The sequence below is a fragment of the Xanthomonas sp. NCPPB 3442 genome (assembly GCF_056725145.1).
Genome location: NZ_CM161514.1, coordinates 1,566,504 through 1,586,082, shown reverse-complemented (window position 1 = coordinate 1,586,082; position 19,579 = coordinate 1,566,504). Strand labels below are relative to the sequence as shown.

Annotated in this window: 10 protein-coding genes; 8 read left to right on the top strand and 2 right to left on the bottom strand. The window is 65.6% G+C overall.

Going from position 1 to position 19,579, the window contains the following annotated elements:
• Window position 1: 1 nt before the first annotated feature.
• From AC1POX_RS06750 to AC1POX_RS06730, 5 genes are all read left to right on the top strand, one after another.
• The gene (locus AC1POX_RS06750) at window positions 2–2,683 is read left to right on the top strand and encodes a beta-mannosidase (RefSeq protein ID WP_131830039.1); all 2,682 of its coding nucleotides are present in this window, start codon (window positions 2–4) and stop codon (window positions 2,681–2,683) included.
• Window positions 2,684–2,892: 209 nt separating this feature from the next.
• Window positions 2,893–5,562: a glycoside hydrolase family 3 C-terminal domain-containing protein gene (locus AC1POX_RS06745; RefSeq protein ID WP_218497059.1), complete on the top strand. Its 2,670-nt coding sequence runs from the start codon at window positions 2,893–2,895 to the stop codon at window positions 5,560–5,562.
• A 487-nt stretch (window positions 5,563–6,049) separates the two neighbouring features.
• Complete coding sequence (locus AC1POX_RS06740; RefSeq protein ID WP_218210823.1) at window positions 6,050–7,513, top strand: glycoside hydrolase family 125 protein; 1,464 nt, start codon at window positions 6,050–6,052, stop codon at window positions 7,511–7,513.
• Window positions 7,514–7,619: 106 nt separating this feature from the next.
• The gene (locus AC1POX_RS06735; RefSeq protein ID WP_372356893.1) at window positions 7,620–9,962 is read left to right on the top strand and encodes a GH92 family glycosyl hydrolase; all 2,343 of its coding nucleotides are present in this window, start codon (window positions 7,620–7,622) and stop codon (window positions 9,960–9,962) included.
• 310 nt (window positions 9,963–10,272) lie between these two features.
• The gene (locus AC1POX_RS06730; protein WP_008572050.1) at window positions 10,273–12,108 is read left to right on the top strand and encodes a glycoside hydrolase family 35 protein; all 1,836 of its coding nucleotides are present in this window, start codon (window positions 10,273–10,275) and stop codon (window positions 12,106–12,108) included.
• 46 nt (window positions 12,109–12,154) lie between these two features.
• Here AC1POX_RS06730 and xopK read toward each other — a convergent pair whose 3' ends face one another.
• Window positions 12,155–14,803 carry a type III secretion system effector XopK gene (xopK, locus tag AC1POX_RS06725; protein WP_372357143.1) on the bottom strand — a complete coding sequence of 883 codons (2,649 nt, stop codon included), beginning with the start codon at window positions 14,801–14,803 and terminating at the stop codon, window positions 12,155–12,157.
• 497 nt (window positions 14,804–15,300) lie between these two features.
• Here xopK and AC1POX_RS06720 point away from each other — a divergent pair, with 497 nt between their 5' ends.
• Window positions 15,301–15,501 carry a hypothetical protein gene (locus AC1POX_RS06720; RefSeq protein ID WP_008572048.1) on the top strand — a complete coding sequence of 67 codons (201 nt, stop codon included), beginning with the start codon at window positions 15,301–15,303 and terminating at the stop codon, window positions 15,499–15,501.
• A 55-nt stretch (window positions 15,502–15,556) separates the two neighbouring features.
• On the opposite strand, the gene AC1POX_RS06715 is transcribed toward AC1POX_RS06720, so the two are convergent.
• On the bottom strand, window positions 15,557–15,886 hold the full coding sequence (locus AC1POX_RS06715) for a RebB family R body protein (RefSeq protein ID WP_029819972.1): 330 nt from the start codon (window positions 15,884–15,886) through the stop codon (window positions 15,557–15,559).
• Between the two features lie 393 nt (window positions 15,887–16,279).
• On the opposite strand from AC1POX_RS06715, the gene AC1POX_RS06710 reads away from it, so the two are divergent.
• Both AC1POX_RS06710 and xopL read left to right on the top strand, forming a co-directional pair.
• Window positions 16,280–17,440: a sialidase family protein gene (locus AC1POX_RS06710; protein WP_209261295.1), complete on the top strand. Its 1,161-nt coding sequence runs from the start codon at window positions 16,280–16,282 to the stop codon at window positions 17,438–17,440.
• A gap of 355 nt (window positions 17,441–17,795) precedes the next feature.
• Window positions 17,796–19,508 (top strand): type III secretion system leucine-rich repeat domain-containing effector XopL, encoded by a 1,713-nt coding sequence (gene xopL / locus AC1POX_RS06705; RefSeq protein WP_338334360.1) that lies wholly within the window; start codon window positions 17,796–17,798, stop codon window positions 19,506–19,508.
• Window positions 19,509–19,579 lie beyond the last annotated feature (71 nt).

Below are 19,579 nucleotides of genomic sequence, written 5' to 3'. Positions count from 1 at the left end.
CATGCCCCTGTCCCGTCATCGTTTTGTTCCCGCCCCCGCCCGTCTCGGGCTTGCCCTGGCCTTGGCCATCTCGCAGGCCTGGGCAGCACCGCCGACGGCAGTGAATCTGGACAGCGGCTGGCAGGTGCGGCTGGTGCCGGGTCAGGAGCAGGGCAAGACGTATCCGAAGGCAGCGGCGTGGTTGCCGGCGCAGGTGCCCGGTGCGGTGCAGACCGACCTGATCGCCGCCAAGATCGTGCCCGACCCGTTCTATCGCGACAACGAAGGCAAGATCCAGTGGGCGGGCCTGAGCGATTGGCAGTACCAGACCCGTTTCAATGTCGATGCGGCCACACTCAAGCGCGAACATGTCGAGCTGGTGTTCGACGGCCTGGACACGTTTGCCGAGGTCACCCTCAATGGCAAGCAGCTGCTCAGCGCCGACAACATGTTCCGGCAGTGGCGCGTGGATGCGAAATCCTTGCTCAAGCGTGGCGATAACGTGCTCGAGGTCAAGCTGTATTCGCCGATCAAGAAGATCCAGCCGTGGCTGGCCAAGCAACCGTATGCGCTGCCGGGCGCCTACGATTCGGCGTTCGGGGACGAGCCGGAGGCACGCCACAGCTCTACCTACGTGCGCAAGGCGCCGTACAACTTCGGTTGGGATTGGGGCCCGCGCATGGTCAATGCCGGCATCTGGAAGGATGTGCGCGTGGAAGCGTGGGACGCCGTGCGGGTGGATGGGCTGCATATCGCCCAGCAACGCGTGGATGCCGATAGCGCGCAATTGCAGGCGCAGCTGGAACTGCAGGCCGGCCGCAGCGGGCCGGTGCAGGTGACGCTGGATGTACTGGGCCCGGATGGGCAAAAAGTCGGCCAGTTCACCCAGGACGCGGTGGTCGATCCCGGCCAGAACCGCATCGACCTGGCGGTGCGCATCGCCAAGCCCAAGCGCTGGTTCCCGGCCGGCTACGGTGCGCAGGACCGCTACACCTTCGTGGCCAACGTGCGCGATGCCGATGGCGACAGCCAGCAGATCAAGCGGGTCACCGGCCTGCGCTCGGTAGAGCTGCGCCGCGAAAAAGACCAGTACGGCAAGAGCATGGAGATCGTGATCAACGGCATCCCGATCTTCGCCAAGGGGGCCAACCTGATTCCGCTGGATGCCTTCCCCGCACGTGTCACGCACGCGCGCATGCGCAGCACCTTGCAGGACGCGCGCGATGCCAACATGAACATGCTGCGCATGTGGGGCGGCGGGCATTACCAGGACGACTATTTTTACGACGTCGCCGACGAGCTTGGCATCATGATCTGGCAGGACTTCATGTTCGGTGGCGCGGTGCCGCCGTACGACGTGGAGTTCCGCGAGAACACCCGGCAGGAGGCGATCGAACAGGTCAAGCGGCTGCGCGATCACCCCAGCATCGTGTTGTGGTGCGGCAACAACGAAGTGCAGACCGGCTGGGAAAACTGGGGCGACCGGGTCAAGTTCAAGCAGTCGGTGGACCCGGAAGAACGCGCCCGCATCGAACGCGGCATGACCACCTTGTTCGGCACCGTATTCCGTGAAGTGGTGGCCACCTACGATAACGACGTGCCGTACTGGGCCACCTCGCCGGGCACCGATTTCGATGGCGCGGCCGACCAGACCAACGATGGCGACATGCATTACTGGAAGGTGTGGGGCGGCCCTGCCCTGCCGGTCACCGAATACCTCAACGTCACCCCGCGCTTCATGTCCGAGTACGGCCTGCAGTCGTTCCCGGACATGCGCACCGTGCGGGCGTTTGCCGAGCCCGGCGACATGGATCCGGAATCGCCGGTGATGCGCGTGCATCAGAAGTTTGACAAGGGCAACGGCAACAAGCGGCTGATGCTGTACATCCGCCGCGAATTCGGCGAGCCCAAGGATTTCGACAGCTTCGTCTACCTGAGCCAGCTGATGCAGGCCGAAGGCATCAACATCGCCGCTTCGCATCTGCGTGCCTCTCGCCCGCAGTCGATGGGTTCGCTGTACTGGCAGCTCAACGATGTGTGGCCGGGCGCGTCGTGGTCCAGCGTGGATTACTACGGCCGCTGGAAGGCGCTGCATTACCACGCACGGCGCTTCTACGCGCCGGAAATGATCGCCGCATTGCGCAACGACAAGGGCCAGACCGAGGTGTCGCTGGTCTCCGACCGCACCACCCCGCTGGCAGCGCGCTGGCGCATGCGAGTGATGGGCATGGATGGCAAGGTGCTGAGCAAGCGCGAAGAAAAAGCCAGCGTCAAACCGCTGAGCAGCCTGCAGGTGGGCAACTTCAGCGACAAGCAATTGCTGGGCAGCGCCGATCCCAAGCGCACCTACGCGGTGTTCGAGCTGCTCGACGGCGACACGTTGCTCTCGCGCGAGGTGGTGTTCTTCGCGCCGGCCAAGCAGCTTGCATTGCCGGCCGCGAAGATCGACAGCCAGTGGCGTGCCGATGGCGATGGCTACGCACTCACCCTGACCAGCAACACGCTGGCGCGCGAGGTGTGGCTGTCGTTCGGCGATGTGGATGCCACGCTGTCGGACAACGCCTTCGACCTGCTGCCGGGTGAGCCACTGACCGTGCGCGTGAGCAGCAAGGCGGCACTGGCGCAGTTGCAATCCACGCTGCAGGTGCGCGACCTGGCCGCCACGCTGGCTGGCGCGCCGCCGGAGCCTGCCGAAGCAAAGTAAAACCGCCAGCAACAGGTCTCAGCAGACGACGCAGCACGCGCGTAAGCACGCTGCTTTATCCGCGAAGACCGCATGTAGCGCTGACGGCTCCATGCAATGCATCGCACGCAAGGCAGTCAGCGATTTGTAATGACCACTGCCCGCAGCATCACTGCGGGCGACCCAAGCGCAACGCGTGACGGCCATGGCCGCCGCGCAGGAGTGAACCGATGTCGTTGTCCGTCTTTCCGTGCCGTCTTGCCGCTGCACTCAGTGTGAGCCTGGCCCTGCCGCTCATCGCTGCACCGGCAGTGGCCGCAAAAAACACCGATGCAACGCCCGAACAGCGCGCCGCCGCCCTGGTCGCGCAAATGAGCCGCGAAGAAAAAGTGGCCCAGGCCATGAACGATGCACCGGCGATTCCGCGCCTGGGCATCCCCGCCTACGAGTGGTGGAGCGAAGGCCTGCACGGCATCGCGCGCAACGGCTACGCCACGGTGTTTCCGCAGTCGATTGGCCTGGCGGCGAGCTGGAATACCCGCCTGATGCAGCAGGTGGGCACGGTGGTGTCCACCGAAGCGCGCGCCAAGTTCAACCAGGCCGGTGGTCCGGGCAAGGACCATAAACGCTACGCCGGTCTTACCATCTGGTCGCCCAACATCAACATCTTCCGCGACCCGCGCTGGGGCCGTGGCATGGAAACCTACGGCGAAGATCCGTTTCTCACCGGGCAGATGGCGGTGGGCTTTATCCGCGGCCTGCAGGGCGAGGACCTCAACCATCCACGCACGATCGCCACGCCCAAGCACATCGCGGTGCACAGCGGCCCCGAGCCGGGCCGGCATGGCTTCGATGTGGATGTCTCGCCACGCGATGTGGAAGCGACCTATACGCCGGCCTTCCGCGCTGCCATCGTCGAAGGACAGGCCGGCTCGGTGATGTGTGCGTACAACTCGCTGCACGGCACCCCGGCGTGCGCGGCCGACTGGTTGCTCAACGGCCGCGTGCGCGGCGACTGGGGCTTCAAGGGCTTTGTGGTGTCCGATTGCGATGCGGTCGACGACATGACCCAGTTCCATTATTTCCGCCCGGACAACGCCGGCTCGTCGGCCGCCGCGCTCAAGGCCGGGCACGATCTCAACTGCGGGCATGCCTATCGCGAACTCGGCACGGCGATCGCGCGCGGCGAAGTGGACGAAGCCTTGCTCGACCAATCGCTGGTGCGCCTGTTTGCCGCCCGCTACCGCCTGGGCGAGCTGGAGGCCCCGCGCAAGGACCCGTACGCGCGGCTCGGCGCGAAGGACGTGGACAACGCGGCGCATCGTGCGCTGGCCTTGCAGGCGGCCGCCGAGTCGATTGTGCTGCTGAAGAACGATGCCAACACGTTGCCGCTCAAGGCCGGCACGCGGCTGGCGGTGATCGGCCCGAATGCGGACGCACTGGCTGCATTGGAGGCCAACTACCAGGGCACCTCGTCCGCGCCGGTGACGCCGCTGCTGGGCCTGCGTCAGCGCTTCGGTGCGCAGCAGGTGAGCTACGCACAAGGCGCACCGTTGGCTGCCGGCGTGCCCGGCATGATCCCGGAGACGGCACTGCGCAGCGATGGCAAGCCGGGACTGCGTGGCGAATATTTCGACAACGTCGACATGAGCGGTGCTGCACGCGTGGTGCGGCAGGACCGCACGGTGAGCTTCAACTGGGATCAGGTCGCCCCGGCAAAGGGCGTACCGGCCGACCGCTATGCCGTGCGCTGGAGCGGCGAGCTGCTGCCACCCAGCGCTGGCGATTACACCCTGGCAGTGCGCGTGGCGCGTTGCTTCGACTGCAGCGGGCACGACCCGGTGCGCCTGTATATCGACGACAAGCTGGTGGTTGCCGGCAACGCCGAAGACAAGCACGTGCCGGCCGGCATGCACAACGCCGACGGCCGGAGCGTGGAAACCGTGCTGCATTTCGACGACACCCGCCCACGCAAGATTCGCCTGGAAATGGAGCATCGCGGCCAGGATCAGGGCGTGCGCCTCGAATGGCTGGCTCCCGCCGCCGCGCAACTGGCCGAAGCCGAGCAGGCCGTGGCACAGGCAGACGCTGTGGTCGCCTTCGTTGGCCTGTCGCCGGATGTGGAAGGCGAAGAGTTGCGGATCGATGTCCCCGGCTTCGACGGTGGCGACCGCAACGACATCGCCCTGCCCGCCCCGCAGCAAGCGCTGCTCGAACGGGCAAAGGCGTCCGGCAAACCGCTGGTGGTGGTGCTGATGAGCGGCAGCGCGGTGGCCTTGAACTGGGCCAAGACGCATGCCGATGCGATCGTGGCCGCGTGGTACCCGGGCCAGTCCGGCGGCACCGCGATCGCGCGCATGCTGGCCGGCGACGACAATCCCGGCGGTCGCCTGCCGGTGACCTTCTACCGCTCCACCAAGGACCTGCCGGCCTACGTCAGCTACGACATGAAGGGCCGCACCTACCGTTACTTCAAGGGCGAGCCGCTGTTTCCGTTCGGCTATGGCCTGAGCTACACCCGCTTTGCCTATGACGCGCCGCAGCTGTCCACCACCACGCTGCAAGCCGGCAGTTCGCTGCAGGTAACCACGACCGTGCGCAATACCGGTGCACGTGCCGGCGACGAAGTGGCGCAGGTGTATCTGCAATATCCGGACCGTCCGCAGTCCCCGTTGCGCAGCCTGGTCGGTTTTCAGCGCGTGCATCTTGCAGCGGGCGAGCAACGCACGCTGACCTTCAACCTGGATGCACGCGCGTTGAGCGACGTGGATCGCAGCGGGCAGCGCGCGGTGGAAGCCGGCAACTACACGTTGTTCGTCGGCGGCGGGCAGCCGGGTACCGGCGCGGCCGGCAATACCGCGCCGTTTTCGATCCAGGGGCGTTCGCCGTTGCCGAAGTAGGCGCCACATCGCGCTGACGCACGCAGTCGCCGGCCATGCCGGAGCAGGTGGACAACAGCGGCGCGGGTGTCGATGGCGTGTCGACGAGGCACCATGGCTGCCGGAGGCAGCGACGAGCATGCCTATGCGCCCCAGTCGGCGTATTGATCGCACTGACGATGCCGCTGGAGGGCGGCCGGACGAGTGCCGACGTGCGGGCTGCAGGCCGGAGGTCGTGGCGCCCAGCGTGGCGTTGCCGAAGGCGGTTTGCGGCCTGCATATAGCCTGCATATAAAAGGGCAGACCGCGGACCCGCCCGCGACTGCGCCATCGAACAGTCCGCATGCGGCAACGAATTGTGCGACCGCACTATGCACATTCGGCGCACACGTTGTATGGTCATCGGGAATTGGTCATGCATAGGTCTCATCCTCAGCCGGCAGGTCGCGCGGCTCTGGAGCGGCACTGGCGTGCGGGCCTGCTGTCGACATCCAAGGAGTTCCAGGTCATGCATACCCGCCGCGACATCCTTCAGTTGCTCGGCGCTAGCGCCGGTGCCGGCTTGCTGGCCAGCGCCCTGCCCGCGTTCGCGGCCGCGCCCGCCACCGGCTCGTCCAGTGCAACCGGCCGCTTTGTCAGCAAGCGTCCGCCCAGGGCGCAGCGCCGCTTCGTCAGCAAGGCGGTCGAGCAGCAGATCGCGCAGATCAAGGCGCGCATCGCCGACCCCGAACTGGCCTGGCTGTTCGAGAACTGCTACCCCAACACGCTCGACACCACCGTGGAAACCGGCACCCGCAACGGCAAGCCGGACACCTTCGTCATCACCGGCGACATCCACGCGATGTGGCTGCGCGACTCGTCCGCACAGGTGCACCCGTACGTGCCGCTGGCCAGGCGCGACCCGGCGTTGCGGCGCATGTTCCATGGCCTGATCCAGCGCCAGGCTGCGTGCATCACGCTCGACCCCTATGCCAACGCGTTCCTGCCCGACGGCCAGACCCAGCGCCTGAAGTGGTCGCTCAACGACATCACCGAAATGAAGCCGGGCGTGGGCGAGCGCAAGTGGGAAGTGGATTCGTTGTGCTACCCCATCCGCATTGCGCACGAATACTGGCGCGCCACCGGCGACACCGCACCGTTCGACGACGACTGGCGCGCGGCAATGCACGTGGTGGTCAAGACCTTCCGCGAGCAGCAGCGCAAGGACAACCGCGGCCCGTACGTGTTCCAGCGGCCCTCGCCACTGGCCACCGAAACCCTGGTGCTGGAAGGCTACGGCCAGCCGACCAAGCCCAACGGCATGATCCACTCGATGTTCCGCCCCTCCGACGATGCCTGCGTGTTTCCATTGTTCGTGCCGGCCAACCTGTTCGCAGTCACCTCGCTGCGGCAGCTGGCCACGATGAGCACGGCCTTGCATCGCGACACCGCCTTCGCCGCCGAGTGCACCGCACTGGCCGACGAAGTGGAAACCGCCACCCGCCAGTTCGGCCAGCAGCGCGATGCCGACGGGCAGGCGTACTGGGCCTTCGAAGTGGACGGCTTCGGTAACCAGTTATTCATTGACGACGCCAACGCACCCGGTCTGCTCAGCCTGGCCTACCTGGGCTGCTGCGATCGCGCCGACCCGGTGTTCCTGCGCACGCGCCAGCTGGCCTGGAGCGAACGCAACCCGTATTTCTCGCGCGGCAAAGCGGCCGAAGGCGTCGGCAGCCCGCACAGCGGCATGGGCACGATCTGGCCGATGTCGATCATTCAATACGCGCTGGCCAGCGACGACGACACGCAACTGCGCCAATGCCTGCAGTGGCTGAAAACCACGCATGCCGGCACCGGCTTCATGCACGAGGCCTTCGACAAGGACAACCCGAGCACCTTCACCCGCGACTGGTTCGCCTGGGCCAATACCTTGTTCGGCGAACTGATCATCGACCTGCATCAACGCAAACCCCAGCTGCTGCGTAGCGCCTGACCTTCCCCTCTCCCATCGGGACCTCGGTCCCCTTCATGGGGAGAAGGTGCCCGAAGGGCGGATGAGGGTACGGCGCACCCACCTCGCGACATCAGAGATCACACACATGGCAACACGACGCGGTTTTCTCCAAGGCGCCATCGCCGCAGCCCTGTTCGGCAGCGTCGGTCTGCCCGGCCTGGCGCGCGCGCGCGCCGGCAAGTACGCGCTTCCGGCCGACGCGCGTGCCCGCGCCGACCTCACCCGGCATGTGGATGTGTTCATCGGCACCGGCGGCCACGGTCATACCTTCCCCGGCGCCACGCTGCCATTCGGCATGGTGCAGCTCAGCCCGGACACCTATAACGCGGTGTGGGATTCGTGCTCGGGGTATCACGAGTCCGATGGCTCGATCATGGGCTTCTCGCACACGCACCTGTCCGGCACCGGCATCGGCGACATGCTGGACGTCCTGCTGGTGCCCGCCACCGGCGAGGTCAAACTGGTGCCCGGCCCGCTCGACAACCCGGATGCCGGCTACCGCTCGCGCTACGACCACGCCGACGAAGCCGCATCGCCCGGTTACTACCGCGTGCGCCTCAAGGACAGCGGCGTGCATGCCGAACTCACCGCCACCGCGCGGGCCGGCCTGCACCGCTATCACTTCCCCAAGGGCAAACCCGCGCACGTGTTGCTGGACCTGTGCCACGGCATGCAGGACAAGCCGGAAATTGCCACCCGCGTGAGCGATGCGCAGCTGCGCGTGGTCGACGAACGCACCCTCACCGGCGGACGCCGCGTCTACCAATGGGCCAAGGGCCGCTACATCTATTTCGCCATGCGCCTGTCGCGCCCGTTCAAGCACGTGCAGCTGTACAACGAAGACCAACCGCTGCCCGCCGGCACGCGCAGCAGCGACGGCACCCACCTCAAGGCCGCGTTGCATTACCCCGATGCCGCCGATGCCCCGCTGCTGATCAAGGTCGGCATCTCGGCCGTCAGCGCCGACAATGCATTGGCCAACCTGGACGCCGAATTGCCGGACTTCGACTTCGCGCGCGTGCATGCGCAAGCGGTCGCTGCCTGGGAAAAGGAACTAGCCCGCGTGCGCATCGACAGCGATGACGACGCGCAACGGCGCATCTTCTACACCGGCCTGTATCACAGCCTGCTGGCGCCCACGCTGTTCTCCGATGTGGACAACCGCTACCGCGGCATGGACCTGCAGATCCACACAGCGCCGAAGGGCTACAACAACTACAGCACCTACTCGCTGTGGGACACCTACCGCGCCGCCCATCCACTGCTCACGCTGGCCCAGCCCGAGCGCGTGCCGGACTTGGTGCAATGCCTGGTGCGCGGCGCCAACGAATGCCCGGACGGCGTGGGCATCTGGCCGCTGCAGGGCGTGGAGACCGGCTGCATGATCGGCTATCACTCCGCCGTGGTGCTGGCCGAGGCGCATGCCAAGGGCTTTACCGGGATCGACTACAAGGCCGCCTGGCCGGCGTACCGCAAGCGTGCGATGGACGACACCACCCACGGCCTGGGCGAGTACCGCAGGCTCGGTTACATCCCCGCAGACAAAGTGGACGAATCGGTCAGCCGCACGCTCGAATACGCCTACGACGACTGGGCCTGCGCACACCTGGCGCAGGCCGCCGGCGCCAGCGCCGATGCACGCGCATTGCGCAAACGCTCGCGCAACTACCGCAACGTGTTCAATCGCGACAGCGGCTTCGTGCAGGCACGGCTTGCCGACGGCAGCTGGGCCACATCGTTCGACCCGCGCGGCATGGGCCACATCGCCAAGTGGCGCGATTTCACCGAATCCAACGCCTGGCAGGCCACCTTCCTCAACCAGCACGATCTGTACGGCTACATGGATTTGTACGGCGGCCGCGACGGTTTCGTCGCCAAGCTGGACGAGCTGTTTTCCACCAGTTCCGAACTGCCCGCCGATGCACCGCCGGATATCGACGGCATGGTCGGCCAGTACGCGCATGGCAACGAGCCCAGCCACCATGTGGCGTATCTGTTCGCCTATGCCGGCCAGCCGTACAAGACCCAAGCGATGGTGCGCCGGTTGCTGCGCGAGCAGTATCACGACGCGCGCAACGGCCTGTCCGGCAACGAAGACTGCGGGCAGATGAGCGCCTGGTTCGTGCTCAGTGCACTGGGGCTGTATGCGGTGGACCCGGTCAGCGGCAACTACATCGTGGGCAGCCCCTTGTTCAAGCGTGCCACGCTGGACGTGGGCAATGGCCGCACGCTGCGCATCGTGGCCAAGGACAACAGCGCGCAGAACGTCTATGTGCAGTCGCTGACCTTCAACGGCAAATCGCTCACCCGCGCCTGGCTACGTCACACCGAGCTCGCCGCCGGCGGCACGCTGGAGTTTGCGATGGGGCCCAAGCCTAACCCGGCCTTCGGCGCAGACAAGAAGGATCTGCCACCGTCGTTCGCGTAATGCCAGTACGTCGCTTGCACAAGCGGCGCGTTCGGTGCTTGCTGCGCGAATGGGGAACGCCCTTGCCCGTGTACGCAAACAGGGATCGCTTGTTCATTCGCCAGTGGAAGTTGCTTTCTCATTCCGCAGGCGGGGATTGCTCTTCCCTTCTCCCGCAAGCGGGCATTGCTCTTCCTTCTCCCGCAAGCGGGCATTGCTCTTCCTTCTCCCGCAAGCGGGAGAAGGTGCCCGCAGGGCGGATGAGGGCAGAACGCGAGCACCGCCGCCTGCCATCCACCTGCACCACCGGCCCACCTACATCGAGACCTCCATGCTGCGTACCACTCTTGCTCCCCTGGTTCTGGCCCTGGCGCTCGCGCTTCCCGTCGCCGCTGCCACACCCGAGCCCTGGCCCGCCTTCGGCACGCAGGGCACGCAGTTCGTGCGCGACGGCAAGCCGTATCAAGTGCTCTCCGGCGCCATCCATTTCCAGCGCATTCCGCGCGCCTACTGGAAAGACCGCCTGCAAAAAGCGCGTGCCCTGGGCTTGAACACCGTAGAGACCTACGTGTTCTGGAACCTGGTGGAACCGCAGCAAGGCCAGTTCGATTTTTCCGGCAACAACGATGTGGCCGCGTTCGTGCGCGAAGCCGCCGCGCAGGGCCTCAACGTCATCCTGCGGCCCGGCCCTTACGCCTGCGCAGAGTGGGAAGCCGGCGGCTACCCGGCCTGGTTGTTCGGCAAGGGCAATATTCGCGTCCGCAGCCGCGATCCGCGCTTTCTCGCCGCCAGCCAGTCCTATCTGGATGCGTTGGCCAAACAGGTGCAGCCGCTACTCAACCACAACGGCGGGCCGATCATCGCCGTGCAGGTCGAGAACGAATACGGCTCCTATGCCGACGATCACGCCTACATGGCCGACAACCGCGCCATGTACGTCAAGGCTGGCTTCGACAAGGCCTTGCTGTTCACGTCCGATGGCGCCGACATGCTCGCCAACGGCACCTTGCCCGACACCCTGGCGGTGGTGAACTTCGCACCCGGCGAGGCCAAGAGCGCATTCGACAAACTGATCAAGTTCCGCCCCGATCAACCGCGCATGGTCGGCGAATACTGGGCCGGGTGGTTCGACCATTGGGGCAAGCCGCACGCCGCCACCGATGCCAGGCAACAGGCCGAGGAGTTCGAGTGGATCCTGCGCCAGGGCCACTCGGCCAATCTCTACATGTTCATCGGCGGCACCAGTTTCGGCTTCATGAATGGCGCCAATTTCCAGAACAATCCCAGCGACCACTACGCGCCGCAGACCACCAGTTACGACTACGACGCCATCCTCGACGAAGCCGGCCACCCCACGCCCAAATTCGCGTTGATGCGCGATGCCATCGCCCGCGTGACCGGCGTGCAACCGCCCGCATTACCGGCACCGATCGCCACCGCCACGCTGCCGGCCACGCCGCTGCGCGAATCAGCTTCGCTCTGGGACAACCTGCCCGCGCCGATCGCCATCGACACCCCGCAGCCGATGGAACAGTTCGGCCAGGATTATGGCTACATCCTCTACCGCACCACGGTCACTGGCCCGCGCAAGGGCCCGCTGTATCTGGGCGACGTGCGCGATGTGGCACGCGTGTACGTGGATCAACGGCCGGTCGGCAGCGTTGAGCGGCGTTTGCAGCAGGTGTCGCTTGAGGTAGAGATTCCTGCAGGCCAGCACACCCTGGATGTGCTGGTCGAAAACAGCGGCCGCATCAACTACGGCACGCGCATGGCCGACGGCCGCGCCGGGCTGGTGGACCCGGTGCTACTGGACAACCAGCAGCTCACCGGCTGGCAGGCCTTCCCGCTGCCGATGCGCACGCCCGACAGCATCCGCGGCTGGACCCGCAAGGCAGTGCAAGGCCCGGCGTTTCACCGCGGCGCCCTGCGCATCGGCACGCCGACCGACACCTATCTGGACATGCGCGCCTTCGGCAAGGGCTTTGCCTGGGCCAACGGCGTCAACCTGGGCCGCCATTGGAACATCGGCCCGCAGACCGCGCTGTATTTCCCCGCGCCGTTCCAGCGCAAGGGTGACAACACGGTGGTGGTCTTCGACCTGGACGATGTCGCCACCCCCAGCGTGCGCGGCCTGAAGCAGCAGGTATGGCTCACGCCGAAAGAGTGAGTCTTACAAGGCGGCTGCAGACGCGTGCTCGCTCGCACAGCCGCCATCAGGTCGTGGACGCAGGGGCTGCGGCAGCCGCCTGTTCGCGGATGCGTGCTGCCTGGACTTCGGTCGCCAGCAGCGTGCCGCGCACATGGGTGGTGTGCTGACGGGCCTGTTTCATGCAGAACCGGGCGAACCCTGCAACGCCTTCTTGCGGCACGATCGCGTTCGAGGTCAGCACCCGGATCAGGCGCTGCTGCAAACCGGGCATCCTGGCGGCGGCGCGCGCCTGGCTTCGCACATCTGGGCTCGCCAGTTCCTGCTCGGCCATCTCCAGTTCCTGCAGCATCAGGCTGATCGCGCGCTGTTGGGTGGCGTCGCGCGTGCGCACCTGGTGCAATTGCGCCAGTAAACGTTCCGAAGCCTGATCGACCGTCGCCACCGGCGTTTGGTCATGAGAATGCGGATCATCGTGCACGTCGGGCTGCGGAAGGTCCGCCTGCGCGCTGAGCTTGGCGTCGAGATACTTCTTTTGCAGTTCAAGGCAGCATTGCATGTAGGCAATCTGCGACTTCACCGAGCCGGGCGTTTGCAGCCACTGCGCAAGCGCGGTTTCGGTCAGCACCGCGCTGTGCTTGGCATGGCTGCGCATCGCCTTGCCTCGCGCCTCCTGCGGCTTGCCGGTCAATACCGCGCGTCCATAGTTCGCTGCAGCGCGCAGGGCTGCATTGATGCGCCGACCCAGCGGCGCCGCAGGTGCCGGTCGACCCGAGCCCTTGCCCGGATCCGTCGAGCGCGGCTTGGCCGGATGCAATTTCTGCAGGTCGTCGGCACCGGCCTGCACAAACGCGTCCAGCGCCTTTTCCTGCCCGTCGATGCAGGCGTAGAGCGCGCTCCGCAACTCGAATCCATGGTGGGGCACCACGTCATCTGCTGCTGTTGCGCCCGACCTGTCGGCAGTCGAAGCGGCGGGTTCCGGCATCGCCGGTTGCGCATCACCTGCGGCAGAGGCGCCTTGGCGATGCTTCGGCTCCAGGCCGGGATCGGGTTCTGCAACGATATCGTCTTCATCGCTCCCCTCCGCTTCCTCCGCCACTGGCGTCAGTGCAACGTCCACCGCAGTTGGCGGCAACTGGTCGGCGACGTTGGGCGCTTCCCGGGATGGCGCACCCTCCGCCTCGCGTGCAGGCAACAGATCCGCCACCGCCAGCAGCGCGCGATCGACGCCGGGCATGTCCTCGGTCTGGTACCTGCGATAGCGCTTCTGCTTGCCGTGCGCCAGCAGGAACTGATGGCTGCCGACCCCCATCGTGGCCGCACCGAGCAGGCCTGCGCCGATGATCAGGCCGGTGCCCACCGGGGCGGCCACCGTGGCGCCGGCAACGACGGCCGCGCTGACGCCGACCTTGGTCAACGTACTGGCGGTGTAGGTGACTCCACCCACGACAAAGCCCTTGTTCCACTGGTTGAACCGATGCGCAAAGCGGTCGTACTTGCCCAACTTGGTGTTCACAAAGTGCTGGTAGCGCTGTGCGCCAGGACTGAGTTCGCCAGGTTCGAGATCTTGCAGGAAGCGCTGGACCCTGCCGACATCCACGGCAACACGCGTCCTTTCCCGACGCGACTGGTGCAGGAAGGTGCCCCCCAATGCGGTGGCCGCCACGCTCGCCAACGGCGCGAGCACGAAGCTGCCGGCGATGCCCGCCGCAGAGGCCGCACCTGCGGCCGCGGCACTGTGGCCCACCAGGCCCGCCGCATTTGCGCTCTTGCTGGCGATTGCCAGCCCGCCCTGGATGCCGAGTTCGCTCGCTGCCTTGGTGAAGATCACCCCGGCCGAGGCCATGGAGGTTGCGGCAATGGCGCCGTCCCGCGTATTTCGCCGCTGCAGGTAGGCGTTGGTCTCGATCGCCTCGCTCAGTGCATGCGCGTAAGCATTGGCAGCGCCTGCAGGCGCTGTCGTGCCCAAGGCGGATTGCAGTGTCGCCTGCTCCGCGCGCAGGCGGCGTTCCTGCTGCCGCAAGTGCGTGCGCTGCTCGGCAACTTCGCGGGTTTCCTTGTACGCGGCATAGATCGCAAGACTCGACAGCGGCAGCATCGCGCCGCTGATGCCCAGGCTCATCGCCAGATCGAATGTGCCTGCCGGCGCGCCTTCCTCGGCAAGGGCGTGCAGGACGCCGTCCTCCGCTGCATGCCCAACCACGTGCGGATCCGCCGGATGCCCGGCGTCGGCGTGTGGCCCATGGTGCCCTTCAGGCGTCGGCGCATGCGGGGCATCTGCAGAGTGCGGCTGTGCGGGATGCGGCGGATGGTGGCCATCCGGTGCCGCTGCATGCTCGGCCGGTGAGTGCTCGGGTGGATGCGCCGAGTCCCCAGCGTCCGCGGACTGCTCGGGTTCGCCGCGGCGGGGAATGTCGTTGATCAATTCGGCCGTTTTGTCCGCGGTTCCATGCAAGGGGTCGGCCACGTACTTGGCGACCACGAAGACGTCATAGGCGGTCTCCGCTTCGGCAACCCGGGCATTGGCATCTCCGTGGTGCGCTTGTCGCTCGCTCTCATCGCGGCGTGTGCGTCTGGGCAGTGGCCGGGTCTGCAGCACTTTCAACCCAAGTGGCCAACCCTGTCGATCTTGCGGCGATTCCGCTGCGGGCGGCGTTTCAACGGCCGCAGAATCGCCTGTGACAAGGTGCTGTGCAGTGGATCGTTGGACACGCATGAGCAAACTCCAACCGGTGCGAAGCGGCGATGGTGCGCCTGTCCTCTCCAGCCAGTCTTGTTGCGACGAACACGCGATTCCGTAAACGAACTCTCCGGCCCAACCACGCGTCGCGCAATTTATCCCGGAGAAAGCCGGCCATTGGGTAGCTTCACGCCGGATGGGCAAGATGCAAGACGTCGCACCGATGGCCTGGCGGAGTTGCTACTGCGCCACACAGGCGCGGGCACGGATCCTGCTGTTGATCCGCCGCGTTCTTGCACAACGCCCCCGGCCCGGTTGCGCAATCAGAAATAACCGCCGGAACAGTTTTCTGCCGATGGCGCTTTAGACCTGGCCGCAGCCGCCGTTATCAGAACGTCCGGTGCCGCTGCGCCGCCCGCATACCGTCGAGGTATCGGACGGCACAGATTCCAGGCAATATCACCGGCTGACTCCGTTACGGATGCGCTTGCTTGCGACGTAGACGGCTTGATTGCAGGTTCCAGGAGCGTTGCATGTCGTCGTCCACCGTTGCACAAGAGTCCGTTCCCGCCGTTGCCGAGCACACCCAGAACGCCTTCGCCGAGCAGATCCACAGCAAACCCATGGGCAGTGCCGAAGCCGCACACCTGATGACGTTCCTGTGCCAGACCGAATCGGCCAAGAAGCCGCAAACGCTGCTGCCGCCGCAAGCACGCGACGAGAACGCGGCCTGAGCGAGGTATTTGCGCAGGCAAGCATGGACAGCCGTGACGCTGTCGCCAGCGGCGGTTACTTTGCAGTGTCGAACGAGGTGAGCACGGTGAGCAGACTGTTCAGATTGTCTGCGGCACCGCCTTGCGCAACGTTCTCGACATCTGCCGCGCAAGCGCCGGTATCGACACCGTAGGTCTGCATCACGCCTTGGTTGTTGGCCGCCTGCGCCAAGGGGGTTTGCTGCTGTTGTGCAGCGAGGGCATTCTGAAACAGGATGCCGGCCGAATGGGCCACGCTTTGGTAAATCGAACCCATCGCAAACGCTGGCGCTTCGCCAACGACCTTGACGTTGGCCTGGGTGACGGCATCGGTGATCTGCGGATTGACTGCGGTTGGAAAAGCCATCAATGCACTCCTGAGTGAATGGATGCACGGCGGTCTGCGTTGTGCCGTCCCAGCGGCGCTAACAACGCATCGCGGTCATATCCCCGCAACGCCCCGCTGACAAACCGCCACACCACGCTCGCGATGCCATCCCGATAGCGGCCGGCCTGCGCGCAACTGACCCTCGCATCGCCACGCTTCAGCGCACGTCGCAACATCTGTGTGATCGTGCGCGCGTGCGCATAGTCGCGCCCAGTTAGGCCAAGCGCCACCAGCCAGTAGAGGCCGACGCAGAGCGGCCACATCGCTATACGTCTGGCAGTGCAATTCGACCAAGCCGCCCGAAGGACGGACCACGTGGTATTTAAGAGATAATAAAAAGGTCTTTCAAACTTCGCACAGGACCGGACCACGATGCATCCGCCACGCCTGCTGAGCCGCCTCGTTGCGAGCCTTGCTGCAAGCCTGGGTGTAGTTGCTGCCCAAGCCCAATCGCCTGCGTCGCCGCCCTCGCCGATCGTGCTCAGCGAGTTCATCGCCGACCCGGCTCCTACCCCGCAAGCACACGCGTCCACCTTGCTGGAAACGCGCGATGGTCGCCTGTTGGCCGCCTGGTTCGGCGGCGAGCACGAAGGTGCGGCCGATGTCGGCATCTGGCTGGCTCAGCGCGGCGTGCAGCAATGGCAGACACCACGCCGCATTGCCGATGGCGCGCACGCAGGCGTCGATGGCGTTGCAGTGCCGGCATGGAATCCGGTGTTGTTCCAATCGACCACCGGGCCGGTGCAGCTGTACTACAAGCTCGGACCCACTCCGCGCCAATGGTGGGGGCTGCGTCTGCTTTCCACCGACGATGGCGCGCACTGGTCGCCACCGCAGCGGTTGCCCGACGGCATTCTCGGGCCGATCAAGAACAAGCCGGTGCAATTGCCGAACGGCCGCATCCTGGCGCCCAGCAGCAGCGAAGACCGCGGCTGGCGCGCGCACCTGGAATGGAGCGACGACGACGGCGCGCACTGGCAACGCGGCATGCCGCTCAACGATGCGAAGGCGATCGGTGCGATCCAGCCCAGCCTGCTGCTATATCCGGATGGCCGTCTGCAGGCATTGGGCCGCAGCCAGCAAAACAAGCTTTTCAGCACGTTCTCGCTCGATGGCGGCCTGCATTGGCAGCCCATGCACTTGCTGGACGTGGAAAACCCGAACTCGGGCACCGATGCGGTGATGCTGCGCGACGGCCGTGCGTTACTGGTCTACAACCCCGCCATTGCCGGCAAGGACTGGTGGGACGGCCGCGGTACCCTGGCCGTTGCCGTCTCCAACGATGGCGTGCACTGGCAACGCGTGCTGACGCTGGAAGACAGCGCCCATGATGAATTTTCTTATCCGGCTGTGATCCAGACCCGCGATGGGTTGGTGCATGTCAGCTACACCTGGAAGCGCCGACGGATCAAGCATGTGGTGCTCGATCCCACGCGGTTCGGCGCATGCAGCCCCTGCCAGGCACCCGCCCCCGCCACGCTGTCTGAGCGCTGCACAACGGCATGCGGCCACGCGGCTGATCCTTCGTCATGATGACGATGGCTTCGCCCCTGGCGATTCGCCCATCGCGTTGCGTGCCAATCATCGTCATCGAGCGACAGCCAAGACGAGGAATGCGATGCGACGCGTCGATCAACCACGCCCGCCGGGCACGCCTTTCGGACTGCGGGAGCAGACTACGTCCAATGCGGATGCGCCCGCGCGCACTGCCCCACCCGCACACCCCGCGCCCGAGCGCCCTACCGGCATGCTCGGCGGCCTGACCAGATATGTGCCTGGCGACCGGTCCGGGCGACCGCCAGCAATGCCTGACGCTGCCGAGACCTCTCGCCGGCCAACCACCTCCTCCCGCCCGCTTCCCTACGGCGGATCCGGCAGCGCCGCGCGGATGAACGAGGCGGCTGGACATCCTTTGCGGACGCCTCAGTTGCCACAGCTCAGCGACATAGAACGCGCTCGCTTCCACTCCGTCACCACCGACTCGCAACACTTGCGGCCGGTGCGCCCCCGTATGCCACCGCCCGTGGGCGCTTCACCCTTACGGCGCTCCACAGCGCTGCGCCCGTACCGCGACGTGCTGTCGCAATGGCAACGCCACTACAACGCAGATCGCAATCGCTGGCACAGCGCATGGCGCCAGGCCAACAGCAACAACCCGCAGATCGAGACACGCACAGGCCGGGCGCTGAAGGCGACAGCCGACCTGCTGGAGGACGCAACCCAACCGGGTCGGGTCGCGCTGGAGCTGCGCTCAGTTCCGCTGCCGCAATTTCCCGACCAGGCATTCCGTCTTTCGCATCTGCAGCACATGACGATCGACGCGGCAGGGTTGATGGAGCTCCCGGACGCCATGCAGCAATTTGCGGGTCTGGAAACACTCACGCTCGCACGCAATCCGATTCGCTCGCTACCGGCATCCATCGCAAGCCTCAGCCGATTACGCGAGCTCTCCATCCGCGCCTGCCCGGAATTGACGGAACTTCCCGAAGGCCTGGCAAGCACCGATGCATCCGGCGAGCACCAGGGCTTGGTCAACCTGCAGAGCCTACGGCTGGAACGGACCGGGATCAGATCGCTTCCGGCGTCCATCGCCAACCTGCAAAATCTGAAAAGCCTGAAGATACGCAACTGCCCGCTGTCCGCCCTTGGCCCGGCCATCCATCACCTGCCAAAGTTGGAGGAGCTTGATTTGCGGGGCTGTACCGCGCTGCGCAACTATCCGCCGATTTTCGGCGGCCGTGCGCCACTGAAGCGACTGATTCTGAAAGACTGCAGCAACCTGCTCACGCTGCCACTGGACATTCACCGCCTGACGCAGCTGGAAAAACTCGATCTGCGAGGTTGCGTCAACCTTTCCAGACTGCCCTCGTTGATCGCCCAATTACCTGCCAATTGCATCATCCTGGTGCCGCCGCATCTCCAAGCGCAGCTCGACCAGCATCGTCCAGTTGCGCGCCCCGCCGAACCAGGGCGGACCGGACCGACCACCCCAGCTCTCTCGCCCTCTGCTGCCGGCGACCGCGCCGGGCCATCCTCTTCGGCGACCGCCAGCGAACTGCTTCGTACCGCTGCGCTCGAACGCATCGAAGACACCGCACAGGCCATGCTGAGCACGGTCATCGATGAAGAAAGAAATCCCTTTCTGGAAGGTGCTCCATCCTATCTCCCAGGAAAACGCCCTACCGATGTCACCACCTTCGGCCAAGTTCCGGCATTGCGGGACATGCTGGCAGAAAGCAGGGATCTTGAGTTCCTGCAACGGGTAAGCGACATGGCAGGCCCATCCCCCAGAATCGAAGACCCGAGCGAGGAAGGCCTCGCCCGCCACTACACGAACGTCAGCAACTGGAAGGCGCAGAAGAGCGCGCACCTGGGCATCGTCGATCATCTCGGGCAGTTCGTTTATCACGAAGGAAGCCCGCTCGACGTAGCGACATTGGCCAAGGCAGTGCAGATGTGGAAGACCCGTGAGCTGATCGTCCACGCACACCCGCAAGACCGCGCGCGCTTTCCCGAGCTCGCTGTGCACATTCCCGAGCAGGTCAGCGACGACTCTGATAGCGAACAGCAGACAAGCCCGGAACCCCCACACCAACAGTAGAGGGCAAACACGAGATGCGCCGCAGCCCATCGAGCATCGCCGCCATCGTGCTTGCGCAAGTCAGGTAGCGG